The organism is Entomobacter blattae, from assembly GCF_014672835.1.
GTDB lineage: Bacteria > Pseudomonadota > Alphaproteobacteria > Acetobacterales > Acetobacteraceae > Entomobacter > Entomobacter blattae.
The window spans coordinates 1,768,741-1,793,934 of record NZ_CP060244.1 but is presented as its reverse complement, the minus strand read 5'-3'; the positions used below and the strand labels follow the sequence as shown (position 1 = coordinate 1,793,934).

Sequence of the window (25,194 nt, the reverse complement as noted above, 5' to 3'; positions counted from 1 at the left end):
CCTGCCACTTAGTACTATATTACCGATCGTAGAAATGACCGAGTGTAGAAAAGAATCAATCACTCCTGAAATCCGGAACCGTATTCGCTACGACTTGGTTAAAATTTCTTAATCCATCAATAATTTATAGTCATCTCCCATAATATCAAACCTTCCTTCCCTAAACCATACAGACCTCGATCTAAGTCATAAGACACGAAATTATCTCTGGTTCTTACAGTAGGCTGTATAACTGACCATTGAATAACAAAAGCAGCCCACACCCTTAGAACAAACGCACGCTAATATAATCTGGTGCTTCAGAAAACTGGCTTTGGGGCAAAAAGGAGGAGTCTGTTCGTGGGGAGGTGATCAGTTTCTTCCCATAGAGCCATTGGATGTCTCCAATGTCTGCTGTGTAGTATAACCCCATTTTCTGGAGGCCAATATGGCAATATCAGCACCAGAGATCCCTTTAGGAGCAGCATGCTTTTTCTTTATCTTCTGTCATGCTGGCCAAAAGGGCCGGCTGTCCTGATCAATCGTGACACAGCCTATCAGAGAAAGCCCTTATCAATCAGGCAGCCTTCCTCACCACATCCCCCTGCCCTTCACGAGGCTTCCACCAGGCTATCACTTACACCGAGCTATCACTTGCTCTGTTTCGTGGGGACAATAAAACAGGCCAGAAAGTGCATAATAGGACTGTGCCCTGAAATGCTCACGCTCCTTTCCCTACTGACAACGAGGCTTAATGTGGACGTCTGCGCACGCCCTGCCACCAACAGGGTTAATCCCCTGATCACGCACAGAGAGGGTATAGGTGCGGGTGTCATTCATCCCAATCAACCAAATCGACCTTAGAGCGCACGAGCGCTGCATGGCTCCAGCCTGAAAAATCTGCATGATCAATCAGAGTTGATAAAGCTTTACGGACAGAAGCCTTATCCTGTTGTTTAAAGATTTGTATTATTTTGCAAAAAGACCCTATATTATTAATAAGTCATTAACTGAAGCGACCACCATAAAAATCCAGATACTGTAATACCTAATCTGAGAGAGGTAATACCATAATCTGAGAGCAAAAAATGACCCACTCTTTAAAGTTCTTGTCAGTCAGTTATTTTGTCAATTCGTTACAATGATCCCTATGAAAGGTTTAGAAATGGCAACATTAACCTCATATAATAACACCAGAATTTCTGGCCTTTCTATTATATATATTGCCACCTATAAAGGAGGCGATACCCTTTATGATACAAGCTTTCTGGATGATACGGGAAGTGACTATGTTGCCAGAAACTACCACATTCTTCTTTCACCAATCAATGGAGGCTCACTGGCGTTTACGCCCTCCCATGAGGATTTTATTCCGACATTCTACAACTCAGTAACACCATCATCCGGGCAAACCCTTATCGATATTACCCAAGCAAATACCAATATGGTGAATGCTTATGGAACGGGAAGTCATTTCTCTTTTGTACTGACTGGTGAGCAAAATGGTAAATTTTTTGGCCATTCAGAAGAGGATAAGAACACTGTCTTTGTTACGGTTTCAGCCAATAACACCAATACAGCTCCGAGAAGTTACGAGCTTCAAAATACTCTTCTTGTTCTCAACGGAACGTACTCTGTTCCAAGCTTTATACTGGATTATGGCGGTAACATGATCTGGGCTGGAGATAAAACCCTTTCTATGAGCTTACAAGATAGAACAGCCCCCAATCCCATAGAATCTGAGCCTGGTTTTTCATCAACCTCCCTTCAAACTCTTGTTAACTCAAACCAAACGACCATTGCTGCCGGAAAAGCAACCGGCACGATCAACATCGATCAATTTCCCGATGCCGAATTAAGTGGGCGAAAAGTCAATATTATCCTTGATACCCTCAATACCAGTAACACCAGCTATACAGTCATACAAAATGCCCCTGTTGAAGCTGCAATTTTTCAAAAAACAGGGTCACTCTCTTTCAGCGGTAGCCACACAAACCTTATTCTAAACGATGCAGCCCTTTCAAACACTTATCTTTCTGCCACACTACTTGGTGAAGATACCATCTGGAATGGAAATGGCTATGCAGACATTACTCACCAAGGCGGCTCCAATGTTATTGTCACTAATGGCCGCGGAAGCCTTTCCATCACAGGGGCTTCTCAAGATAGTTCAGCCTCCAGCCTCTCCCCTTCTGATAACTCTTTGAAAATATATGGTCTTGGCCCTACGGAAGGAAACGTAACCTATAAACAGGGAATAGAAAATGCTACCATTTCTGGCCTGAACAGCCAGCTTAATGCTGTTCTTGGGCAAGGCTCTGCACTCATTGATACAAGCCAGTTTAAAGGAAATTCCGACAGTTTCTATAATATTATTGTGGGAACAGGAAATGTCATTTTGGAAAACTTTCTCCCTAAAACTGCAGGCTCGACCAACCATATCTCTCTAGGAACAGATCAAAATATTCTCTCGGCCTCATATACGAATTCCGGTAATACAGTTTATACGCTGAATACCGGAAACACTGTGACCCTAACCCACATAGATACCCACACCCAATCGATCTTCATCTAGTTTATTAAGATATTTCTGTTAAATAATATTTACGCTCTATTTAGAAAAAGAGGTTACAGAACCATCACCCTCTTTAGTAAAGTCGTCAATTTCATTTACAGCGTAAAGAAATTTTTTGTCATGAAATAAGGTAATAAAAGAGGAGCTGGCTCTTGTTCCAAGATCAGAAGAAAATATCAACATCGTCTTAAATGCTTTAGAGGAAAAATAACGGCTTATTCTTCCAGATAACCCAAAATGCTTCTGCCCATGCCAGCATCTTTCAGAAAACCGGCATTATTTCCTTCACGGGCCAAAATACTACCCTTGTTCTTAACCATAGCAATACAGAGTACCCTACCGCTTACCGGCAACACAGAATTTGGAATTGTAACGGCACAAGCTTTGAACGCCCCTCACAATTTGTTAAATTACCCTAACAAATAGAGCCACTATTATAGTTAATAGTGGAAAATACATAGTGGAAAAAGCAATTCTTGATCAACAATACCCAGCAGGCTAGTGCTGATCCTACGGCCTCCTCCTCTACAAAGAGTAACATGATATCTCTGCCATGGCCGAATCTACTGGAAAAACCACCTCCTACCAAGGCAATGAAGATGCCATATTCCAGAGCAACATTGCCAACCCATCAACTTAACTCGGAACAGAAACGACAACTATTGACCTGGAAAACACCTATAATCTTGAAAATTTCTCTGTTGTTTTAGGAACCGACAATATGATCTTACAAAATTTTTCTGAACTAGATCCCACCATCTAGCAAAAAACAGAAAATGGCCTTCACATCAACCAATATCCCACGATGTTTTCTCCACACGATTCCACAAGCCATGACACAATTATTCCCCTTGATATATATCCTTGATAGTGGAAACAACCAGACCTTTAAAAACTACGATATGACCCCTTCTTTTGTCAGCATTTTTTCTGAACCTTCTTTCCACCATCCGCCTACTCCACATTCAGAAAAAAAAGAAGAGGTTTATTTAAACAAATAGCTCATATAAAAATTTTTATATGAGCTAAAGTATTTTCTACTTATTAACTAGTTTGTTTATTTACCTGTTTTACGTACTTCTTTTCAGGCTTATAGATGTAACATTATAACAATGTTCTTTTTTGGGCAAAATTACGTTTTTTCTTTTGATCTTTATTTTTAAGATCTCTCCACCACCGCCAGATCACATTGCCAGGTAACATTGCTAGATAACACTGCCAAGTAACAGTATCAGATAACAAAATCTCTCTCTTTCATAAAGTTATACGAAATGGTATCTTTACTTTATAGTCTATAATCCAAAAAGTGGCTGCCATTACCAATTATGTATATGTGAGATTTTTGATGATACCCCCCTCAATCCATCTTTACAAAAACGATCTGCCTGATAACCTCAATCTGGGGAATATCATTGCAATAGATACAGAAACTATGGGCCTTAACCCACATCGGGATAGGCTTTGCCTGGTGCAGATTTCTGCTGGAGATGGGAAAGCCCACCTCGTTCAGATTATCCCCCGTGCCCTTGGTGGCAATGGTTATGACTGCCCTAATCTCAAAAGACTTTTGGAAGACCCCGTCGTTGTAAAGCTCATGCATTTCGCACGATTTGATGTGGCCATTCTGCAGCATACCCTAGGAATTGACATAACCAATGTAAAATGCACCAAAATTGCTTCCAAACTTGTCCGCACCTATACCGACCGGCACGGGTTGGCTGCTTTGTGCCGTGATTTACTCTCCATAGAGCTCAGCAAACAACAACAAACATCCGACTGGGGCACTGCAATCCTTTCTGAAGAACAAAAAAACTATGCAGCAGCCGATGTGCTATATCTTCATACCCTATGGGAAAAACTTGAGAAAATGCTTATTCGGGAAAACCGCCTTACTTTGGCTGAGCATTGTTTTGCTTTTATCCCGGCACGGGCCAAACTGGATCTACTAGGGTATGAAGAGCCCGATATTTTTTCTCATAGGTAATTATTTTCAAATAAATCACTATTATCACCTCCTTCTTCCTGTTATTTTACCATAAGGGTTTGCCAGGCTTTGCATTTCATCTGCTTTCATCACGGGTTTTATAGCCAATGACTACACTCGTATCGACCGAAAAGACCTGCGATACAGATATTGCTCTGGCCTATGCCTTTCTAAAAAGGGAGCAAGCCGGGTTGCAGACCCTTTTGGAGAAATTCTCTCCTTCCTCATTGGTATCCCAAACGGGCGAAACCCAGCAGCAATTTCAAACCCTTATCCAGGCTTTAGCAGACCTAAAGGGGAGAATTGTCGTTACAGGCATTGGAAAATCCGGCCATATTGGCAAAAAAATACAAGCTACCCTCGCTTCAACCGGCTCCCCTTCACTTTTTATTCACCCCTCGGAAGCCTCCCATGGGGACCTCGGAATGGTTCAAAAGGAAGATGCTATTCTTGCTATCTCCGCTTCTGGGGAAACCGCAGAGCTCAGCCATATCATCACCTATGCCAAACGCATCGGTATCCTGTTATGCTGTATTACCTTTTCTGCCCATTCAACCCTTGCAAAAGCAAGTGATATCGCCCTGATATTACCAACAGTTCAAGAGGCCTGCCCTATGGGCCTTGCCCCCACAACCACCTCTCTCATGCAATTGGCCATCGGCGATGCCATAGCCGTAGTCCTCTTGCAAAAAAAGGGGTTTACCCCCCATGATTTCAGCCTTTTTCATCCTGGAGGTACCCTTGGAGCTAAGCTGGCTTTCGTTAAAGATCTGATGCACACAGGCAAAGAACTCCCCCTTGTTTCTCCTTCAACCCTTATGCATGAAGCCATTCTTGAAATAACCCAAAAAGCTTTTGGCTGCCTGGGGGTTGTGAGCGATGATGGAAAGCTTGTCGGTATTATTACAGATGGAGACCTAAGAAGGGTCCTCTATACGCACGCCAATACCCTCCATAACCTTACAGCAGAAGCAGTCATGAATGTTGCCCCCCTTACCATCACCGCCGATATGCTAGCAGCAGACGCTTTAAGAATTATGAACGATCCAGCAAAACCCGTGACCTGCTTATTTATTATTAACCAAAACCATAGACCGATGGGAATTATCCATATTCATGACCTGTTGCGGGCAGGCTTAACATGACCGACCAGAGAAAAGACCCCCGTTTTGACAAGTCTCTTCCCCCTCAACGGGCAGATTTTAACCGCACACAGGAAGAAATTATCCGCCAAAGACTTTTGCTGGAACAAAACAGCCTTTCCTCCCGCCAGAAAATAAAAAATAAGGATCTGGAACGAAGAAGGATCTTATTACGCCTCGCTAAGTGGATCCTGCCTGCTGCAGCCCTTATTCTGTTGGGGCTTATTGCAGCATGGCCAGAGGTAGACCGCATTATCCACAGCAATAAAGCCGCCATCGCCCAGCTTGAGCATTTAAAAGTGGAAAGTGGAACCATGCTTTCAGCCACCTATCGTGGGCTTGATGCCCACTCCAAGCCTTTCATGATTACGGCTGATAAGGCTGTACAAAATAGTGAGGATGAAATATTCCTGACAAATCCTGCCGCTGATACTTTTAGTTCGGATAATACCTGGTTATTTCTTAGGGCTGATAATGGGGTTTACATCCAGCAAACCCAATATCTGGATTTATATAAGGATGTTATGTTATACAGAAACGATGGTGTCATTATGAGAGGGCCCAGTGCCGATATTGCTCTTAAGAGTAACATTGTTACATCAGAAAACTGGGTCCATGCCGAAGGCCCCTTTGGCATTTTGGATGCGCAGGGATATTTTATGGCTCAACATGAGGGGTTCTCGCAATTTAAGGGCCCCTCCCGACTCATCTTGAATGATGAACATATTGCCCCACCCCCCCCTTCCATTGCACACCCTATTGAAGATGAAGGATTGCCCCATGCCGCAGCCCCCTAAAAACCACTCTATATTCTCGGGGGTTGTTGCCGCTTTTTTTGTTTTCCTACCCATTCATGCTTCAAAAAGCTACGCTCAGGGTATTGATCTTTCCCATGGTGGACAAATTACCGTAACCGCTGTAGGAGGGTTTGACTGGAACCAAAATACCCAAACTGTCACAGCTTATAACCAAGCACAGGCCGTAAGAGGAGATGTTACCGTTCTGGCAGACCAGCTTATTGCCTATTACCGCAAAAAAGCCCCAAAGCCAGGAGAAAAAAAGGATACGCCCACCACTCAGGGCAAGTCCTCCACCCCAGATGATACGGGTGCTAATGAAATTTACAGACTGGAAGCTATTGGCCATGTTCATATTTTTACCCATACCGATCAGGCCTGGGGCGACAGAGCCTTATATGATATTGACCAAGCCGCTTTGGTCATGACAGGAAAAGCGATGAAGCTTACCACCCCACAAGATGTGCTCACAGCCCGGGATTCCATGGAGTATTATTCCCAAACCCATATTTCCATTGGCAGAGGAGACGCTACTGTAACCACTAACGAAGGTAAACAAGTCAAAGCCGATGTCTTGGTTGGGTACAGCGACCCAGATCAAAACAATACCCAGCCAAAACCCGCCAAAGCCAGCCAAAGCCAGGGTTCAGGGGGAGGACAAAAACTAAAAAAGGTCAATGCTTTTGGCCATGTTGTTGTCAGAACTCAGCTGGAAACCATCACAGGAGATAGAGGGGTCTATGTACCCGATACCGGCATCGCCCGTATTCTAGGAAACGTGATTATCACACGCGGGTCAAACCAGCTAAACGGTGCTGAAGCTATTATCAATATGCACACTGGAATTGCAACAATGACCCAAAGCCCTGGCAATAGGGTGCATGGGCTGGTCGTACCGAATGAAACTTCTCCCCAAACCTCACCTTCCGCTCCCAATAAGAATTAACACCCAAACCAGAGTCACCCCATGTCTGCATCGTCTGAACTGCTTCCTCCTCCTTCTGAAATTTTTAACGAAACAGGCCTGATTGCCCAAAATATTGGGAAAACCTATAAAAAGCGGCCTGTAGTACAAAATGTTTCCCTACGGGTCCATAGGGGGGAAGCTGTCGGGTTGCTCGGTCCAAATGGCGCTGGCAAAACCACAAGCTTCTATATGATTGTAGGACTTGTACAACCGGATACAGGCAACATTACCCTTAATGGGGCAGATATTACCTTACTGCCCATGTATAGAAGAGCACGACTTGGCATTGGTTATCTTCCGCAGGAAGCCAGCATCTTCCGGGGATTGAATGTTGAGCAGAATATTATGGCTGCCTTGGAAGTCATTGAGCCCTCTCTAGAAAAGCGCAAAATCATGCTTGATGGCCTTCTGGCCGAATTTGGCATCTCTCATCTCCGGCACTCTCCCTCTCTTGCCTTATCGGGAGGGGAAAGACGCCGGCTTGAAATCGCCCGGGCTTTGGCTAGCCAGCCCCATTATATTCTGCTTGATGAACCCCTAGCAGGGATCGACCCTATTGCTGTAGGGGAAATCCGTGACCTGGTCTCTCACCTTAAAGACCGTGGCATCGGGGTGCTCATTACTGATCATAACGTTAGAGAAACACTAGAGATTATTGATCGGGCTTATATTATGCATAGCGGCCAGGTGCTTATGGAAGGAACGCCAGATGAAGTTGTCGCCAACGAAGATGTCAGGCGTGTTTACCTAGGCGATAATTTTTCCCTATAAACCCTCATTATACTCTACTATAAATTCTCCTTCTCGTCTCAACTTATTGCCTATTTTAGGGTGGGCGAACAGATATTATTTTGCTAGAGTTTTTTTAGGCATAATTTCGTCACAAAAGAAAAGAACTTTTATCCCTATTTCAGGGTTTCTCTTTATGATATTGTCATAAGATGTTTTTGAAAACTTTCTTAAACCTTTATATTTTACGTTACTTATCAAAATAGTAGCGGGGAAACGATCATATGAAACTTCAGATTTCCGGTAAACAGATTGACCTTTCAGAAAGTCTACAAAACCAGGTTAGTACCCATCTAGACGCCATCATTGAAAAATACTTTGATAAAGCCATAGACGCTAAAGTGACTTTTAGCAAAGAACGTTCATTTTTTACCTGTGATATCAATGTCTATGTGGGGAATGGTTTTCTTCTCCGTGGCGAAGGTGAAGGAACTGATGCCATTGCTGCTTTCGATGATGCTGCAGAACATATCGCTAAACGGCTTAGGCGTTACCATAAACGAATTAGCAACCATGCGCGTACTCTTTCCATGAGCGATGCTATTAATGAGATGGCGAAAGAATATATTCTTAAGCAGGATCTTGATAAGGCCGATGCTCAACAAAATGACAATGAAGCCAACCTGCCAACAAACCAAGTAGATTCCCACACTCAAATTATTACTGAGTACCCTACAGAAATTGTACAACTGAATATTGATGAAGCTCTGATGCGCTTTGACCTGGCAGACCAAAACCTTCTTATTTTCAGAAATAAGGCCAATAATCAGATCAGTATCCTCTACAAGCGCATGGATGGCAATATTAGCTGGATCGATACGAGCGCTGCCCAAAAACGTTAAGAAAACCACTCTTTAATTAAGCAGACTAATTTTTAAGCATACAAAAAAGGGCATAGAATTTTCTACACCCTTTTTTCTTATCCCCCCGGATTCCCACGAACTCATTTTTTAGTGAACAAGGGTAGGGAGCATTTCCTGTTGAATAATCGCTGCAAATGCTGTGGCTTTATCACCAGCTAAGGCCATGGGTGTGCCATCTGCCGCATGGATAGCAAAAGCAGCTTCTCCATCCACAACAACAGATTTTACATACGCCATCTGTGCCATACCAAGAGATTTTAACTGATTATCGGTCAGGTGACGAATATCGACGGCTACGGAATGATCACCTTTTTGGACATTATTTTTATAACCAGGCGTTGAATTCTTCATTATAATTACCCCTAATGGAATGTCAGAAACAATAAGTGGACACACACCATCTCTATTCTCTATCGCCCAAAGCCCGTACGGCCCTATGCTTTGGCAGCATGACCTCTTCAACCTCTGAAATCTGAGCATCAATCTTCGGAGAGGTGCTCACTGACCGGGTCGGTTGCTTTCCCTGCATTATCTTAATACGTTTAATCCGCACCTCGGGTTGCGGTCTTATAATATCAATATGCAGTAGGCCATTATCCATCCAAGCGCCACTAATTTCAATGCCTTCTGCCAAAACAAAAGCTTTTTGAAATTGTCTTGCGGCTATCCCTCTATGCAAAAAAACCCTATTTTGCGACTCTTCATTCTGTCGGCCACGAATAACAAGCTGATTATCTTCTTGTGTTATTTGAAGGTCTTCCATCATGAACCCTGCAATCGCAAGGGTTATACGAAGAGCCGTTGAACTTAGCTGCTCGATATTATAAGGCGGGTAACCATCGGAAGTAACTTTTTCTGCACGCTCTAGCATTTCTTCCAAATGGTCAAAGCCGAGAAATAAAGGTGATGTAAACAATCGTCCTGACATATATGTACGCCTCCTCCCTATTGAGCGAGACAATCATTTTCGATCCATCCTGTTTTAACAGCAATGAATCTCTTGTCATAATATGGGTATATAGGCTTTGCATACAAGTACAAAATATTCAAAAACTTTATCATATCCTACCCAGAAAACCTTTACTCTTCTCACACCGATCTAGATATTCACTAAAAAACGCTCTATATAAATAAGGATCAAAGAACCTGTTCTTAATCTTCTGACAGAAATGCAAACACCGATGACTCACCAAGACCAACTGCAGATTCTAACTGTTCCCCATCCTGTTTTGCGGAAGAAGGCTGAAAGGATAACAGAGGCAGATTATAAAACTGTCAGTCAAATCCTCCCTTCCATGTTTTCTTCCATGTACCAGGCACAAGGCATTGGCCTGGCAGCTCCCCAGGTGGGCATAAGCTTGCGATTTTTCGTAATCGATCTCATGAGAGACGATACCGCAGACCCACGTATATTTATCAACCCTGAGATTATCTCTTTTTCTGAAGAAATTAATAGTCATCGTGAAGGCTGTCTTTCCATTCCTGACCAGTTTGAGGAGGTCACACGTCCGGCTGCTATTAAGGTACGGTTTCAGGATGAAAAGTTTAACCTTCAGGAATTAGAAGCCGATGGACTTTTAGCCACATGTATTCAGCATGAGCTAGACCATTTAGATGGGATCTTGTTTATCGATCATATTTCTAAACTGAAACGCGATATGATCATGAAGAAAATGCAAAAACGCAAAAAGCTTCTTTCCTCTTCAGCAGCTTAGTCTCTTTATAATATCGAACAGCTAAGCTCAACGGCCCTTCGTATTACTCTTGCGATTGCAGGGTTCATGATGGAAGACCTTCAAATAACACAAGAAGATAATCAGCTTGTTATTCGTGGCCGACAGAATGAAGAGTCGCAAAATAGGTTTTTTTGCATAGAGGGATAGCTGCATGGCAAAATTAAAAATTGTTTATATGGGAACGCCAGACTTTGCTGTCCCCGCCCTGAAAACCCTACATGAAAAGGGCCACATAATAGCGTGTGTGTATACCCAACCTCCCCGTAAAGCAGGACGAGGATATAAGGTTATTCCTTCAGCAGTACAATCCTATGCCGAAAAACTTTCGCTTCCAATCAGATCTCCACTCAAACTTAAAAACAACCTTGAAGAGCAAGTCCATCTTTTAGCGCTCAAGCCTGATGTTATTGTGGTGGCCGCCTATGGGCTTATTCTACCAAAGGAGGTTTTAAACATTCCTCCCAAAGGGTGCCTGAATATTCACGCCAGTCTTTTACCTCGTTGGCGTGGAGCCTCCCCTATTCAGTCTTCTATCCTTGCAGGGGATCAAGAAAGTGGTGTGTCCATTATGAAAATGGAGGAAGGACTCGATACAGGGCCAGTGTTTTTACAAGACCAGGTTGCTATTACACCCACTACAACCGCCCAAACCCTTCATGATACGCTTTCAGAGCTGGGAGCGTCTCTTCTCTTACAGGTTTTACAAATATGGCCCACCCCCACCCCCCAACCTGACGATGGAGTAATCTATGCCCCTCGCCTTACTAAACAGGATGGTGCCATTCATTGGGCACACCCAGCAGAACAGATTGATAGACAAGTACGAGCCTTTACCCCATGGCCCGGAACTTATACCCACTATAAGGGGGAAGTTCTTAAAATAAGCCGTGTAAAGCCTGTTCCTCTTCCCCATGGTATGACTGCTCATACCCCCGGCACCATAATAGATGAATCCTTAACCATTTACTGTGGTGAGCACACAGCCCTTCAAATTGAATCTTTACAGCGTCCTGGGGGGAAAATGCTTCCTACAGCTCAGTTTCTGCTGGGTTATCCCTTGCCAATTCATTCTATTTTGGGACAATAAATAAAAAATGTTTCCAGCCATTCCTTATTGACCGAGCGGGACTATAATTATGGGTATTTCCCGCTGGGCTGTTAAGCTTGAATATTGTGGTTCTGCATTTTCTGGCTGGCAACGCCAGGAGAGTGCCTTATCTATCCAACAAGTTTTAGAAGAAGCAGCCCAAAAGCTTAGCGGTGGCATTCCTGTGAGCAGTATTACAGCCGGCCGAACAGATGCGGGCGTCCATGCCCTTGGGCAGGTTGCCCACCTCGATTTCCCAGACTCTGTTTTTTATAATAGTAAAAAAATCAGGGATGGTCTTAACTTCCATCTTATCCCCCACAATGTTGCTATTCTTGATGCTGCTCCTGTGGATAAAGAGTGGAGCGCCCGTTTTTCTGCCATTTCACGAAGCTACCGCTACATTATTCTCAATCGGCCATCTCGCCCAGCTCTAGACGAAAACCGAGTTTGGCACGTTAAGCGCACCCTAAACCCCAACCTTATGGCTGAAGGGGCACAGTTTCTCATCGGAAAACACGATTTTTCCTCTTTCAGGGCCACAGCCTGCCAAGCCAAATCGCCTTTTCGTTCCATTAGCAACATTCACATTATCCAACAAGAAGACCGCATTATTATTGATATTTCGGCACGGTCTTTTCTGCATCATCAGGTAAGGAATATTGTGGGCACTTTAAAGCTGGTGGGAGAAAAAACATGGCACCCTTTACAAGTGAAAAGTGCGCTAGAAGCCCGTAATCGCTCTGCCGCAGGTCCCACCGCCCCAGCTTGCGGACTCTACCTGACTCATATAGGCTATCAACCAGATCCCTTTGAAAACCCCACCGCCCAAACCACAAGAGGCAATCAACTCGTTGATAAAGAAAGATCGTGAAACTTATAACACCAAGAAAAAGAACTTTACGAGGTCATTCCATTAATGGGAGGTAGCCCCTGCAATAATTCCTGATAATGCAAAAACTCATTGTGAAAAAGAAAAAGCATAGCCACACCACCTAACAAATTAATTCCAAAGAGGCACAAGAAAAACAAAATTCCAAAGGGCATTTTCAGTTTTAGGCCATTTAAAATCATAAAAAATGTTAACCACAGGGAATAAATGACAGGAATGATCAAAGCTGCTTTCACTATAAGGGGATTAGATGAGTGCACAAAAAGTGACCCTAAAAGAAGAATAAGGGCAAATGCACAGCCCACAATCCAGATGGACCAAAGATACGCAACTGTAAATCTTAGCCAATATTCCCGCCTTTTAAAGACCCCTGATAGAAGCTGAATCACCACAGGAAAAAACAACAGGCTACAAAGGCTAAAAAGGGCCCATTTTATAGAAATTAAAGTTGTATCTGACTTTAATCTTACAAAAAAACTTACTAATATTAACGCAATATGTGGGGCTAGAGCCCGTAAAAAACTTTCCTTATCCTCTCCCAAAAGCTGAAAAGAGTTGGGTTTTCCACGGGCTAAGGCCCATAAACCACGAGCGATATGGGTAACCTGAGAAGAGCCCTTCCCTGATCTTGGTTTATACTGTTTCATGGCCAGCCCCGCATAACATTTTCTGTAAAAATAGACGATAAATAGTCTCAAGCCCTCTAAGATCTGACAACTGAACCTGCTCATTAACCTTATGCATGGTTTGCCCCACAAGACCAAACTCAGCGACTGGGCAATAGTGTGTTATAAAACGTGCATCCGACGTTCCACCCCCAGTATCGAGTCTAGCATTTCGACCTGTCTGCTCCAGAATGACTTTCTGGAGTTCAGAAACTTCAACGCCTAGTGGGGTTAAAAAGGCCTCACCACTTATGGCGACCTCTAAAGAATAATGCGGTATAAAACGCTCAATACTCTCATTCAGCCACGTCTTTAAACTCTGCCCTGTATGCTCTGTATTAAAACGAATATTGAGGCGAATCTCCACCTCTCCAGGAATGAGGTTTGTAACATCATTGCCTGTATCAATGCTGGTAACCTGCAAGGAAGAGGGTTCAAACCATTCATTCCCCTTATCTAACTCATGAGTGACAAGAAAATTCAGTAATGAGGCTAATTTATGCAAAGGATTATCGGCTCTATGCGGGTAAGCCACATGCCCTTGTACCCCTTTAATAACAACTCTTGCATTCAGGCTTCCCCGACGGCCTATTTTTATGGTTTCTCCCAATATATTGGGATTTGTGGGTTCCCCTACCAAGCAAAAATCAGGAATCTGGTTTTGGGCTTTCATCCATTCCAGCACACATTTTGTACCGAACTCTCCAGTTCCTTCCTCATCTCCCGTAATAAGAAAACTTATTGAGCCTTTCCTACGGTCCCAGGTTTTAAGTATCTTCTCAACAGCGCAGACAAAGGCAGCTATGCCACCTTTCATATCACAAGCACCTCGACCATAAAGAATGTCTTTTTCTACCACACCAGAAAAAGGCGCATGAACCCACCCTTCTCCTCCGGGGGGAACAACATCCGTATGACCGGCAAAACAGATGTGGGGGGAATGCTCTCCTAACCGGGCAAAGAAATTCAGGGTTTTCTTTTCGCCACTTCCAAACGGAAGGAGAGTCACTGAAAACCCCATACGCTCAAGTTGAGAAATGAGAATACCCTGCACGCCCTCATCAGCCGGTGTGACTGAAGCTTTTTTCAGCAGAGCCTGGGCGAACTCTACAACATCATTATCATCAATTGATCCAGAAGAGTAGCCCATCTTATTCCTGCTAATCCCTTAGCAATTCATTAATTGAAGTTTTTGAGCGGGTCCGTTCATCAACCCGCTTAACTATAACAGCACAGGCCAAACCTGGTGATGGTTCTCCATTTTCGGCTGTGTTTTTAGCGGGCATAACCCCCGGAATAACAACCGAATAGGCTGGTACCCGTCCCATAAAGATTTCACCTGTTTTACGATCGATTATTTTGGTGGAAGCACCAATAAAGACCCCCATGGAAATAACACTTCCTCGCTCAACAATCACACCTTCTGCAATTTCCGAGCGGGCACCAATAAAGCAATCATCTTCAATAATAACAGGGGCAGCTTGCAATGGCTCCAATACCCCACCAATGCCCACACCCCCACTAATATGACAATTCTTCCCTATTTGCGCACAGCTCCCAACGGTTGACCAAGTATCGATCATCGTGCCAGAATCCACCCTAGCCCCCACATTTACAAAGCTTGGCATAAGCACAACCCCTGGTGCAATAAAGGCAGAACGGCGCACAACCGCACCAGGAACAACACGAAAGCCCGCCTGGGCAAAATCCTTTTCAGTCCATCGATTGAATTTTAGAGGGACCTTGTCGTATCCAAACGGGGCAGCATCTATCATAACCTTATTGTCATTCACCCGAAAGGACAGCAAAATTGCTTTTTTGACCCATTCATGAATAATCCAGCCATTTTCTGAAGGTTCTGCAACACGCAACTTTCCATGATCTAGCGCCAGCAAGACACGCTCAATAATTGCTTTTTCTTCCTGACCTGCTGAAGAGGACAGATTATCCCTTCTCTCCCAAAGAGCCTCTATCTGCTTTTGAAAAGTTCCATTATCCACAAAAACCTCCTTTACGATATAACACTTTAATTCTTGAGTCATCTTTACGCTTTTATCAAAGTGCCCGGCCCAGCTGCTGTAAAAAGCTCTAACAAGCAAGCATGCGCCACCCTGCCATCTAAAATCACAGCAGCTTTTGCACCAGCTTTAACCGCTGCAAGGCACGTTTCCACTTTAGGGATCATTCCATCGGTAATCATGCCGCTTTCAATGCCCTTAATGGCCTCTTCTGCGGTCAATTCAGAAATCAAATTACCGTTATGGTCCATAACCCCACTCACATCTGTTAACATCAACAAACGTGTGGCATTTACGCTCCCAGCAATCGCCCCAGCGGCCATATCAGCGTTAATATTATAGGTTTCATTATCTTCCTCCCCCACACCAATAGGGGCTACCACCGGAATAAGGCCAGAGCCAGAAAGAGCATAGAGCACCCGAGGATCTATCTTAACAGGGACCCCTACAAAGCCCAGATCCACTTCCTGTTTTTGGCCTGTAGCAGTATTTTTTATGTGCTTCTTTAATTTCCTGGCCTGGATAAGCCCGCCATCCTTACCAGAAATTCCTACGGCCATAGCCCCAGCACTCCCTATAAGGGCTGCAACCTGTTTATTAACGGTGCCAGACAGAACCATTTCTATCACACCAATCATAGAAGAATCCGTAACACGAAGTCCTTCAACAAATTGGGAAGTAATAGCCAATTTTTCTAACATGGCATTAATTTGCGGCCCACCCCCATGAACAATAATAGGGTTAACACCCACTTGCTTTAACAAAGCGATATCACGCCCAAACGACTCAGCCAATGTTTGGCTGCTCATCGCATGGCCCCCATATTTTACAACAATGGTATCGCCGGCATAGCGGCGTAAAAAGGGCAAGGCCCGTGCTAAAACAGCGGCTTCTTCATGGTAGTCTGGATGATGGGAGCTTTGTAACTTCATTTTAACCCGCTTCTAATCAATTCTACAAACGTGGTATCGCTAATTGCGCAAGCTGTGCCCGCAACTCATCAATACCTTGCCCTGACTTGCTGCTTGTTAGCATAATGTGCGGATAAGCGGCAGGCTGTTTCGCAACAATTTTATTAACTTCTCCTGTCTTGGCTACAAGAGCCGGCTGGGAAAGACTATCACACTTTGTTAAAATAACCTGAAAGCTTACTGCCGCACGGTTTAACAGGTCTATCATCTGCAGATCGTTCTGCTTAACTTCTATACGGGCATCAAGCAAGAGGAGAACACGTTTTAAAACCGGCCTGGCCCGTAAGAAAGTAAACATGGTGTTCTGCCAGCTTTCCTTAACCTTTTTAGAAGCTTCCGCATAACCATACCCAGGCATATCCACCAGAACCAATCTGTTTGCCAGAGAAAAAAAGTTTAGCTGCTGTGTCCTTCCTGGGCGAGAGGAAGTGCGTGCCAGAAAATTCTGCCCTGCAAGGGCGTTTAGCAAGCTCGACTTCCCAACATTAGAACGACCAGAAAATGCAATTTCTGGCAACTGCCCTTCCCCCAGCTGCTTCAGATCTTGAATTCCTAAAAAAAACTTACATTCTGAAGCAAAAAGCAGCCGCCCTTCTTCCAGTAAAGCCTGTTCTTCCTTTGAAGACGAAAATGGCATAAAGAACCCTTAAAAGCTAAAAACTCAGTTTTTCTCTGTTGTTACCAGGCCTTTACGTTTTGTGCTCCTATGCATAATCAGCTTCTGCTGAAGGATGCTTAAAAAGTTATTCCAGCAATAATAAATCACCAAACCAGCAGGTTGGCTGGCCAGAATAAACGTAAAGACTAAAGGCATAATCTGAAACATACGCTGTTGAACGGGATCAACAGGAGCAGGGTTGAGTTTTTGCTGAAAAAACATGGTAATTCCAAACAAAATTCCCCATACACCCAGATGTAACATAGGAGAAATTGTTGTAGGATCCCACGGTATAAGCCCAAAAAGATTAAAGACGTTCGTAGGGTCTGGTGCGGAAAGGTCGCGTATCCACCCAAAAAATGGGGCATGGCGCATTTCAATCGTCACATACAGATCTTTATAAAGAGACCAGAACACAGGAATTTGCACCAGCATAGGCAAACACCCCGAAGCAGGATTAACGCCTTCCTTTTTATAAAGCATCATCACTTCGCGGTTCATAGCTGTCGGATCATCCTTGAAACGCTCGCGTATGCTTTTCATCTTGGGCTGAAGATCTTTCATCCGGCCCATAGAATGATACTGTTTAGAAGCTAGAGGATAAAATATTGCTTTAACAATCAAGGTAAAAGCCATCAGGGCTAAACCAAAATTCCCTAATACCGTATTGAGCCAATCCAATACAAAGAAAATTGGCCGGGTCATAAAAGCAAACCAACCAAAATCTACAGCTTTCCAGAAGCTGGGAATATTGAGGCTTTTCTCATAAGATTCCAGAAGATGCACTTCCTTTGCACCAGAGAACACATAACTCTTCGTTTGTTCACTACCACCTGCTGAAACCGTAACAGGGGCTTGGTAAGTATAACCAACCTTATAGGTTCCAGCCCCCTCATTGGGAACATACCCGTAAATTGTGGTCACCCGATCTTTCTGGTAAGGAATAACAGCCGTCAGCCAATATTTATCTGTAATGCCAGACCAGCCTCCCATCGCCTGCTTGTTCCAAGCGATATTGGTAGGTGGTGTCGCATTTTTGCGAAGGTTTTTATAGGATTCTTCTTGCAAGCGGCCATCAATCACGCCAACCGGCCCTTCATGAACAAGATATCCTCCGGTTTCCACCGGTGTATAGCCACGACTAACTCGGGAATAGGGAAATAAGGTTATAGGCTTGGCCGTGGTATTTTTAACTGTTTGGTTAACGGTAAACATAAAATTATGATCGAGGAGAAGCTTGATTTCAAACTCCACACCCTCCCCATTATCCCATGTTAGAATGAGGGGTGTCGTAGGGGTTAGCTTAGTGCCTGAGGTCTTCCATAAGGTATGCTCATCGGGCAGTTTAGTCGTATCACCCGCCCCACGAACCCACCCGATTTCTACATAATTAGGCTGTTTACCGTGAAAGGAAGAAAGAACCCGTACCAACGGGCTATTGTCTTTGACTGTTTCGTGATAATCGGTTAGCAGCAGATCATCAAGTTTTGCGCCTCTAAGGTCAATCGTTCCTTTAACCCTGTCCCCTTCAATGGGGATACGGCTTTCACTTTCAGGAGACGGGGTAGAAACTGGCTGGCTACTTAAACCAGCCATAGGCGCCTTATTGACTGCAGCCTGATTAAACCCTGCCGGAATATTTTTACTGGTTTGTGCTATGTCTTTTTGGACATTTTTTTGTGTTTGGGACGGAATAAAATATTCAAACCCAAATAAAAGCAGGGCTGAAAGAATAATGGCTACAAAAAGACGCTTGATTTCCATCAATAACAACCAGATAAAAAATTACTAGAAATGGCAACGGGGAAATATTTTTTGCCCCTTGGGAGGAACTGGATCAATACCCCCTTTATGCCACGGATTACATTTTAGAATACGTAGAAAAGATAATACACATCCTTTACCGACACCATGGATTTTTATACATTGCAAACTATATTCACTACATGTCGGTGAAAAACGGCAATTATTTCCCAAAATGGGGCTTAGAAGCCATTGGTAACCCTTTATTAAAATGATTGCCGCAAGAGAGAAAACTCTCATTGGGCCATTCCGGCTTTTTTAAGGGCCTGTAGAAAATCATGCCGCAAATCATTATAGGGCCGTAATCGGGTTGCTGCCCGGCCGATCAGTACCAAATCACCGCCACAAATTGCTTGTTGAGCCAGAATATCTCTAACAACAGCCCTTAAACGCCTTTTAACACGGTTGCGAATAACGGCTTTCCCAATTTTTTTGGTTACAGTAAAACCAACACGTATTTGAGAACTCTCACGCTTTTCAAGAGCCTGAAGCACCAAACCAGGACGAGAGATTTTCTTTCCGGCGGCGGCAACCTTTAAAAAATCTTTACGCTCTTTAAGATGCTCTGGAAAACCAGAAACAGCCCCGTCTATTCCAGGTTCTGCAGGCATGGGCAAGAGATCCTGGCCTGTATATTAAGCAGATAAACGCTTACGCCCTTTGGCACGACGGTTAGACAGAACACGCCTGCCCCCCACTGTAGCCATACGAGTACGAAAACCATGACGACGCTTACGAACCAGTTTTGATGGCTGATAGGTACGCTTCATAACTATATTCTCCAGTAAAACCGTTAATTATTTCAACAAGGCTTATGAGACTTTGGCAAGCCCCTTTCTCTTTGTTTTGGGTTATACTCATCTCCCTATAAAAGGTCAACTCATTCTTCTGAGTTAATCCCAATAAGCTAGTCCTCACTAAGAGGCTGCTCTTTGAAAAATAAATTTTTAAATAGCTGTTTATTATCTCTCTATTTATTTCTCAGTAAATGCGTTAAAACCATTAAAGGCTAGGTCATAAAAACAATAAATACAAATATTATACTGAGCTTTCTTTTACTGGGCTTTCTTTGGGCTTTCTTTTTCAATATTCATCCCCTTCCATTCTCAAGAAGTTTTCTTACCTATGAATAAATCTCCTCACTCTTTCCCGAACCCCACAGAAAGTCAAAACACGCTTCTTTCCAGCATCCGTCATGATGTAAAGGGACTTCTTACCCCTGCCCTTCTCATGGCTGATAAATTGGCCTTGAGTAAAGATCCAGACATCCAAAAATCGGCCCAAATCATTATTACCTCTATTGAAAAGGTAACAAAGCGGCTTAATACCCTGTAAACCCGCCACCAGGCATATTGTACACTTGTTCACAGGTTTTGTTTTCCGCCAGAATTCTCTAGTCAGGCTGAATAACCTCCACCTTATAGCCATCGGGATCTTCTACAAAGGCAATCATTGTGGTACCAAATTTGACTGGCCCTGGTTCACGAGTGACCTTAAAACCGGCTGAACGAATACGCTCTACTGAGGCATGAATATCGTCTACCCCCACAGCCAGATGCCCAAAGCCGGTTCCCAACTCATACCCATCGTCCTGCCCCCAGTTATAGGTCAGCTCAACTTCAGCTTGACCATGGGCATTATCTGCAAACCCCACGTAAACGAGGGTATATTTCCCCGCCGGCACCTCTTTTCTGCGTATTTCCTTCATACCTAGAGCTTTGTAAAATTCTAAGCTTTTCTCCAGATTACTGACACGAATCATTGTATGTAAATAAGATGCCATTTTATTCTCACTCTATTCTGGGTTAATTCTTTTCACGTTCTTACAAGTCTATACCATATAAGAATATATTTTGTTGATCGGCGAGGTCGATACAAGCCTGCATATCAGTAAAAAGAGTACTACCTGGTTCAAAACCCACCCCTCGCAAACCTGCCTTCACCACATTGTCGATGGTTCGTGGACCAATAGTCGGCATATCAGCTCTTCGCTCTTGCCCAGGCTTGGCCAATTTAACCAAAACACCCCCTGGCCTTGGCTGACGACATTCACCAGCTCGTATAATCATTTTATCTGTTCCCTCCATGGCCTCAACAGCCAAAACCACACCAGACTGAACCACGCAGGCTTGCCCGATATCCAGCTTACCTAACGCATGAATAACCTTTATACCCAATTCAATATCATGCAGGGCAACTTCATCAGGAACAATCTTACCCATAACCCCTAAACGGCCAACGGACTCATGGAGAAACTCATGAGCTCCTCTCACATGGAAACCTTCTTCTGCAAGGATATTAACCAATGCAGCTAATAATCCATCGTCTCCACGGAAAAAAGCCTTTCCCAAACGCGCCAGGATTTTTGCCCCTTCCTTATCTGGGCGTAAATCCAATAAAGAAGGGCGCCTCACAGGGCCAATCAATACAATATCCTGGCAGTGGTTTTGACGTAATAAAGAGAGAAGCTGTCCTGCAGCCCCAAGCCTGACATACGCATGAGGAAAAGGCCTTATAACAGCCTCTTCAGCAAACCCTTCAAAGGCTATAATAAAAACAGACCGCCCTTGAGCGATAATCTTCTGAGCAACCTGTCCTGGCAGCACTCCTCCACCGGCAAGAATTCCTACAGCGCTATTATGGAAGGACATTCTATTTAATGGGGTATTCATATTAATGGATTATTCTTAATGGATTATTCTGGGCCAAGAATTATACAGCGCCTTCAATTTCTGAAGAAAAATCTACCCTTTTTGCAATACGAACCAGACCTCGTTTACTCGGCGCCTGAATAAACTCGATAATTTCGTTAATTTTGGGCTCAGAGGAATAAAGATTTTTAACCTGTTCCAACCTTTTCTCAAAAACATCCTGGTTCTTTTTTTCAATTCTTGGAAATAAAAGCCGAAAAGCTTGCCGCATGCGATGAATTTCTGCAGAGCTCACACCATTGCGCTTCAACCATACCCAATGTAAGCCAACAAGTCGGGCCCTGTTCCCCAACACACTCCCATAAGGAATAACGTCGGCCTCCACTCCACAAACACCCCCAATGAGTGCCCCCCGACCAATTCTTACAAATTGATGAAGGGCAGCAGCCCCCATCACCCTCGCATCATGATCAATATGAACATGCCCCCCCATGACCACATTATTAACAATAATGATCCGATCACCTAATAGACAATCATGGGCAATATGGGCATTGGCCATGATTAAACAGTTATTCCCTACAGAGGTTTGGCCATGACCGGTTGCTGTCCCCCGGTGAATAGTAACATTCTCCCGCACCACTGTGTCATCTCCAATAATACACTGGGTAGGTTCTCCCTTATACTTCAAATCCTGCGGTTCAAGCCCAACGGTCGTAAAGGGATAAAACACTGTGTTCCGGCCAATTTGAGTATGACCATCAACCACAACATTTTGAATAAGGCGGGCCCCTTGCTTTATTCTTACATTTGGCCCAACAGAACACCACGGGCCGATATAAACATCATCCTCTATCTGTGCCTTAGAAGAAACAATTGATGAAGGATGAATCTCACGCGCCATTTTATTTTACTACCTAACTGGCTAACACTGTATTTTTTAGAATCTTTTAACCCTCTGAACTGCAGAGGCTACTTTAACCCCACCATCAGCGTTGGTTTTTTCTACACAAACTAACCCATAATCATAGCGCTAAAAACAGCCTCGGCAACGGCATTACCATCCACCTGAGCCACCCCCTTGAACTTCCAAACATTCCCACGGTTACGCTCTTTTTCCACATGGATGCGCATCTGATCTCCTGGGACGACAGGCTTACGAAATTTGGCATTTTCTACCGTCATAAAGTAGACAATCTTCCCTTCGAACTCTGCGCCCAGGGTTCTTACCACCAAAACGGCAGCCGTTTGTGCCATGGCTTCTATAATCAGCACTCCCGGCATCACTGGTTTTCCAGGAAAATGCCCCTGAAAACAGGGTTCGTTAACCGATACATTCTTAATACCAATAGCAGACTGCCCTAAATAGACCTCCACCATTTTATCTATTAAGAGAAAAGGATATCGGTGCGGAATTGATTGCATGATGTTTTCAATATCCAGCAACTCTATGCAATGACCCTCTGCAAATTTGTCGTCAGCTGTATTCTCCACTGTCACCAGCCATTTCACTATGAATTAAATAAAAAACCAATTACTCATATTGTTTCCAAAAATTCAAGGCAGTCTTTATTAGTTTGTTGGCTTTTTTGCCAATTTTCGCAAAGCTGCCACATTTCGGAAAAATTCTCTAAACGGCATGGCCGGACTTCCAATAACATCCGAACCGGCCTCAACATCTGACATCACCCCACATTGTGCACCAATCCGGGCTTTCTTCCCAATCTTAATATGGCCTATCAACCCCGCTTGTGCTGCAATGGTGACAAAATCTTCTAATTCCGTAGAGCCAGAAATACCCGCTTGGGAAACAACAATACAACATTTACCCATTTTAACGTTATGGCCAATCTGCACAAGGTTATCAATCCTACTCCCCGCACCAATAACCGTATCCTGCACTGATCCCCTATCTATCGTTGTATTAGCGCCAATTTCCACCCCATCTTCTATAATCACCCTACCAATTTGTGGAACGCTTACAAAACCATTAGGGCTGACTGCAAAACCAAACCCATCCTGACCTATTCTTACTCCAGGATATAGCCTTACCCCACAACCCATAATGGCATGGCTAATGGAGACATGGGAGGCGATATGGCAGTTTTTCCCAATACTGACACCCTTGGCAATGAGGGTATGAGACCCCACAAAACAGCCATCTCCCACCTTGACATTGTCTTCAATAACCACATAAGGCCCTATCTCAACCCCACTTCCAATATGGGCACTTTCTGCAATAATTGCGGTAGGATGAATCCCTGGATTAGGAGGAGAAAAAGGGAAATACAACGCTGCCACATTGGCCCATGCCAAATAGGGATGCTCTGTCACAAGCGCAACACAGCTTTCAGGTACCTGATCTACAAAAGCAGGGGCAACAATAACAACACCTGCTTTTGTAGATTTTAATAAGGAAAGATACCGTCTGTTATCCAGAAAGCTAATTTCACTTTGGCCTGCTACCTGCAGGGGTGCAACACCTGTGATAACCACAGCAGAATGGTCACCGCCCTCATGCCCACAAGACTTCCCCGAAATATAAATTTCTGCAGAAGCGGCCTTTGCGAGTTGTTGAAGAGAAAAGGGGCCTTTCCTTACAAAAAAACGTTCATCTCCAGGGATAGAAACTTCATTTTCATGCATATTGGTAGATTACCCCACAGCCTTACTATTTCTTGGTATCACCTGCTTTTGGTGCGGTCTCACTTTTTTTAGCAGGAGCAGCTACCGGTTTCTCCACAGCATTTTCCGGATGCTCTGTTGTGGGCATTGCTCCAGATTTCGCAAGCACCTCTGGATCCACATTCTCATCAGGAACAAAAACGCTTGGAAGAGTAGCATTTAACTTTGTAGCAACTTCCGATGAAATATCCAATTCACGAATGCTTAAAACCGTTTGCTCCCGATGCAAAACAACATTCATGCTATGGCTTTCTGCCACAAGGCGGATAATTAACTCTAACTCTCTTTGGATCTGGCCAAAAGCGACTTGTGCTGCCTCCTGAATGATACGATTACGATTTCGCAGATCCTGATCAATCTTTGCTTCGCGTTCCTGCAGCTTTCTTACACTAACCTGAAGCTGTGCAGAGGTCATCTTACGGGCTTGCTGGCGCAGACTTTGTTCTTCATTTCGCATAGCGGCCTGCTGCTGGCGCGAGAACTGAATCAATTTTGCACGGCGCGCACTTAAAATTTTATCGGCCTGAAGAGCTGCTGTAGATTGCTTCATAACCTCAGGCACGCTTATAGCCCCAATGACTGGAGCAGGTGGCGGAGCACCTTTAGCGATAGGTGTTGGAGTGGGAACGACCGGCAATGGAAGAACGGGAGGAGCTCCCTGTTGACCATCTGGGTTTTCCTGCGCTGCACCTTGGGTATTTGCAATTGACAAAGGAGCACTCCTTTGAGAAGGAACTACACGGCTCCGATTCTGGGCGTGAGGGGGAGCAGAATGAGACGGAGCGGATACCGCAGGTGAAGGCTGGCTACTTTTAGGAACAAACCACCCTGACCCTCCTCCTGAAGAGTTTTGGGCAAATGCTGGACAAATAACAGGCGATGCCAAAAAAGCACCCAGTATTAACCATAATTTATTACTATTCTTTTGCATT

Annotated in this window: 28 protein-coding genes and 1 pseudogene; 12 read left to right on the top strand and 17 right to left on the bottom strand. The window is 44.1% G+C overall.

Annotated features, from left to right (window positions below):
* Positions 1-1,144 precede the first annotated feature (1,144 nt).
* The 7 genes from JGUZn3_RS07985 to hpf all read left to right on the top strand — a co-directional run bounded on the left by JGUZn3_RS07985 (position 1,145) and on the right by hpf (position 9,075).
* Complete coding sequence (locus JGUZn3_RS07985) at positions 1,145-2,554, top strand: hypothetical protein (protein WP_203413030.1); 1,410 nt, start codon at positions 1,145-1,147, stop codon at positions 2,552-2,554.
* 1,345 nt (positions 2,555-3,899) lie between these two features.
* Positions 3,900-4,538, top strand: a complete 639-nt coding sequence (locus JGUZn3_RS07980; protein ID WP_203413029.1) for a ribonuclease D — start codon at positions 3,900-3,902, stop codon at positions 4,536-4,538.
* Positions 4,539-4,645: 107 nt separating this feature from the next.
* Complete coding sequence (locus JGUZn3_RS07975; RefSeq protein ID WP_203413028.1) at positions 4,646-5,683, top strand: KpsF/GutQ family sugar-phosphate isomerase; 1,038 nt, start codon at positions 4,646-4,648, stop codon at positions 5,681-5,683.
* Complete coding sequence (gene lptC / locus JGUZn3_RS07970) at positions 5,680-6,477, top strand: LPS export ABC transporter periplasmic protein LptC (RefSeq protein ID WP_203413027.1); 798 nt, start codon at positions 5,680-5,682, stop codon at positions 6,475-6,477. Before JGUZn3_RS07975 ends, lptC begins: the two co-directional genes overlap by 4 nt.
* The gene (locus tag JGUZn3_RS07965) at positions 6,461-7,423 is read left to right on the top strand and encodes an LptA/OstA family protein (RefSeq protein WP_203413026.1); all 963 of its coding nucleotides are present in this window, start codon (positions 6,461-6,463) and stop codon (positions 7,421-7,423) included. The genes lptC and JGUZn3_RS07965 overlap by 17 nt, the downstream gene beginning before the upstream one ends.
* Positions 7,424-7,444: 21 nt before the next feature.
* Positions 7,445-8,215, top strand: coding sequence for an LPS export ABC transporter ATP-binding protein (lptB, locus tag JGUZn3_RS07960; RefSeq protein WP_203413025.1), 771 nt, complete (start codon positions 7,445-7,447; stop codon positions 8,213-8,215).
* A gap of 242 nt (positions 8,216-8,457) precedes the next feature.
* On the top strand, positions 8,458-9,075 hold the full coding sequence (gene hpf / locus JGUZn3_RS07955; RefSeq protein WP_203413024.1) for a ribosome hibernation-promoting factor, HPF/YfiA family: 618 nt from the start codon (positions 8,458-8,460) through the stop codon (positions 9,073-9,075).
* Positions 9,076-9,183: 108 nt separating this feature from the next.
* On the opposite strand, the gene JGUZn3_RS07950 is transcribed toward hpf, so the two are convergent.
* Together JGUZn3_RS07950 and JGUZn3_RS07945 are read right to left on the bottom strand one after the other, a co-directional pair.
* Complete coding sequence (locus tag JGUZn3_RS07950; RefSeq protein ID WP_203413023.1) at positions 9,184-9,447, bottom strand: DUF1150 family protein; 264 nt, start codon at positions 9,445-9,447, stop codon at positions 9,184-9,186.
* A 52-nt stretch (positions 9,448-9,499) separates the two neighbouring features.
* A complete protein-coding gene (locus JGUZn3_RS07945; protein ID WP_203413022.1) occupies positions 9,500-10,024 on the bottom strand; it encodes an Hsp20 family protein in 525 nt (174 codons plus the stop codon).
* 253 nt (positions 10,025-10,277) lie between these two features.
* Here JGUZn3_RS07945 and def point away from each other — a divergent pair, with 253 nt between their 5' ends.
* The 4 genes and pseudogenes from def (at position 10,278) to truA (ending at position 12,793) form a co-directional block, all read left to right on the top strand.
* On the top strand, positions 10,278-10,811 hold the full coding sequence (gene def / locus JGUZn3_RS07940) for a peptide deformylase (protein WP_203413021.1): 534 nt from the start codon (positions 10,278-10,280) through the stop codon (positions 10,809-10,811).
* Positions 10,812-10,817: 6 nt separating this feature from the next.
* Positions 10,818-10,990, top strand: a pseudogene (locus tag JGUZn3_RS07935) (Hsp20 family protein); the annotation flags it as partial.
* Positions 10,984-11,919 (top strand): methionyl-tRNA formyltransferase, encoded by a 936-nt coding sequence (gene fmt / locus JGUZn3_RS07930; RefSeq protein WP_203413020.1) that lies wholly within the window; start codon positions 10,984-10,986, stop codon positions 11,917-11,919. The pseudogene JGUZn3_RS07935 and the gene fmt, both read left to right, overlap by 7 nt.
* Positions 11,920-11,968: 49 nt before the next feature.
* On the top strand, positions 11,969-12,793 hold the full coding sequence (truA, locus tag JGUZn3_RS07925) for a tRNA pseudouridine(38-40) synthase TruA (protein ID WP_203413019.1): 825 nt from the start codon (positions 11,969-11,971) through the stop codon (positions 12,791-12,793).
* Between the two features lie 26 nt (positions 12,794-12,819).
* Here the strand turns inward: truA and JGUZn3_RS07920 are convergent, their stop codons facing one another.
* The 9 genes from JGUZn3_RS07920 to rpmH are packed head-to-tail and all read right to left on the bottom strand — an operon-like array spanning position 12,820 to position 19,696.
* Positions 12,820-13,458, bottom strand: a complete 639-nt coding sequence (locus JGUZn3_RS07920) for a hypothetical protein (RefSeq protein WP_203413018.1) — start codon at positions 13,456-13,458, stop codon at positions 12,820-12,822.
* Positions 13,445-14,626: a succinyl-diaminopimelate desuccinylase gene (dapE, locus tag JGUZn3_RS07915; protein WP_203413017.1), complete on the bottom strand. Its 1,182-nt coding sequence runs from the start codon at positions 14,624-14,626 to the stop codon at positions 13,445-13,447. Before dapE ends, JGUZn3_RS07920 begins: the two co-directional genes overlap by 14 nt.
* Before the next feature lie 10 nt (positions 14,627-14,636).
* Complete coding sequence (dapD, locus tag JGUZn3_RS07910; RefSeq protein WP_203413016.1) at positions 14,637-15,518, bottom strand: 2,3,4,5-tetrahydropyridine-2,6-dicarboxylate N-succinyltransferase; 882 nt, start codon at positions 15,516-15,518, stop codon at positions 14,637-14,639.
* A 2-nt stretch (positions 15,519-15,520) separates the two neighbouring features.
* Positions 15,521-16,426 carry an acetylglutamate kinase gene (gene argB, locus JGUZn3_RS07905; protein ID WP_203413015.1) on the bottom strand — a complete coding sequence of 302 codons (906 nt, stop codon included), beginning with the start codon at positions 16,424-16,426 and terminating at the stop codon, positions 15,521-15,523.
* A 22-nt stretch (positions 16,427-16,448) separates the two neighbouring features.
* Positions 16,449-17,102 (bottom strand): ribosome biogenesis GTP-binding protein YihA/YsxC, encoded by a 654-nt coding sequence (gene yihA, locus JGUZn3_RS07900; protein ID WP_203413014.1) that lies wholly within the window; start codon positions 17,100-17,102, stop codon positions 16,449-16,451.
* 24 nt (positions 17,103-17,126) lie between these two features.
* On the bottom strand, positions 17,127-18,887 hold the full coding sequence (gene yidC, locus JGUZn3_RS07895; protein WP_203413013.1) for a membrane protein insertase YidC: 1,761 nt from the start codon (positions 18,885-18,887) through the stop codon (positions 17,127-17,129).
* 24 nt (positions 18,888-18,911) lie between these two features.
* On the bottom strand, positions 18,912-19,166 hold the full coding sequence (yidD, locus tag JGUZn3_RS07890) for a membrane protein insertion efficiency factor YidD (RefSeq protein ID WP_203413012.1): 255 nt from the start codon (positions 19,164-19,166) through the stop codon (positions 18,912-18,914).
* On the bottom strand, positions 19,163-19,537 hold the full coding sequence (gene rnpA, locus JGUZn3_RS07885) for a ribonuclease P protein component (RefSeq protein ID WP_203413011.1): 375 nt from the start codon (positions 19,535-19,537) through the stop codon (positions 19,163-19,165). Before rnpA ends, yidD begins: the two co-directional genes overlap by 4 nt.
* Positions 19,538-19,561: 24 nt before the next feature.
* Positions 19,562-19,696 (bottom strand): 50S ribosomal protein L34, encoded by a 135-nt coding sequence (rpmH, locus tag JGUZn3_RS07880; protein ID WP_203413010.1) that lies wholly within the window; start codon positions 19,694-19,696, stop codon positions 19,562-19,564.
* A gap of 355 nt (positions 19,697-20,051) precedes the next feature.
* Here rpmH and JGUZn3_RS07875 point away from each other — a divergent pair, with 355 nt between their 5' ends.
* Positions 20,052-20,261, top strand: a complete 210-nt coding sequence (locus JGUZn3_RS07875) for a hypothetical protein (RefSeq protein WP_203413009.1) — start codon at positions 20,052-20,054, stop codon at positions 20,259-20,261.
* A 58-nt stretch (positions 20,262-20,319) separates the two neighbouring features.
* Here JGUZn3_RS07875 and gloA read toward each other — a convergent pair whose 3' ends face one another.
* The 6 genes from gloA to JGUZn3_RS07845 all read right to left on the bottom strand — a co-directional run bounded on the left by gloA (position 20,320) and on the right by JGUZn3_RS07845 (position 25,193).
* Complete coding sequence (gloA, locus tag JGUZn3_RS07870) at positions 20,320-20,709, bottom strand: lactoylglutathione lyase (protein ID WP_203413008.1); 390 nt, start codon at positions 20,707-20,709, stop codon at positions 20,320-20,322.
* 40 nt (positions 20,710-20,749) lie between these two features.
* Positions 20,750-21,598 (bottom strand): LpxI family protein, encoded by an 849-nt coding sequence (locus JGUZn3_RS07865; protein WP_238996785.1) that lies wholly within the window; start codon positions 21,596-21,598, stop codon positions 20,750-20,752.
* Positions 21,599-21,638: 40 nt separating this feature from the next.
* Positions 21,639-22,481 carry an acyl-ACP--UDP-N-acetylglucosamine O-acyltransferase gene (gene lpxA, locus JGUZn3_RS07860; RefSeq protein ID WP_203413007.1) on the bottom strand — a complete coding sequence of 281 codons (843 nt, stop codon included), beginning with the start codon at positions 22,479-22,481 and terminating at the stop codon, positions 21,639-21,641.
* A gap of 110 nt (positions 22,482-22,591) precedes the next feature.
* Positions 22,592-23,029, bottom strand: coding sequence for a 3-hydroxyacyl-ACP dehydratase FabZ (gene fabZ / locus JGUZn3_RS07855; protein WP_408871775.1), 438 nt, complete (start codon positions 23,027-23,029; stop codon positions 22,592-22,594).
* A 120-nt stretch (positions 23,030-23,149) separates the two neighbouring features.
* Positions 23,150-24,223, bottom strand: coding sequence for a UDP-3-O-(3-hydroxymyristoyl)glucosamine N-acyltransferase (lpxD, locus tag JGUZn3_RS07850; RefSeq protein WP_203413006.1), 1,074 nt, complete (start codon positions 24,221-24,223; stop codon positions 23,150-23,152).
* A gap of 25 nt (positions 24,224-24,248) precedes the next feature.
* Complete coding sequence (locus JGUZn3_RS07845) at positions 24,249-25,193, bottom strand: OmpH family outer membrane protein (protein WP_203413005.1); 945 nt, start codon at positions 25,191-25,193, stop codon at positions 24,249-24,251.
* Position 25,194: the final 1 nt, after the last annotated feature.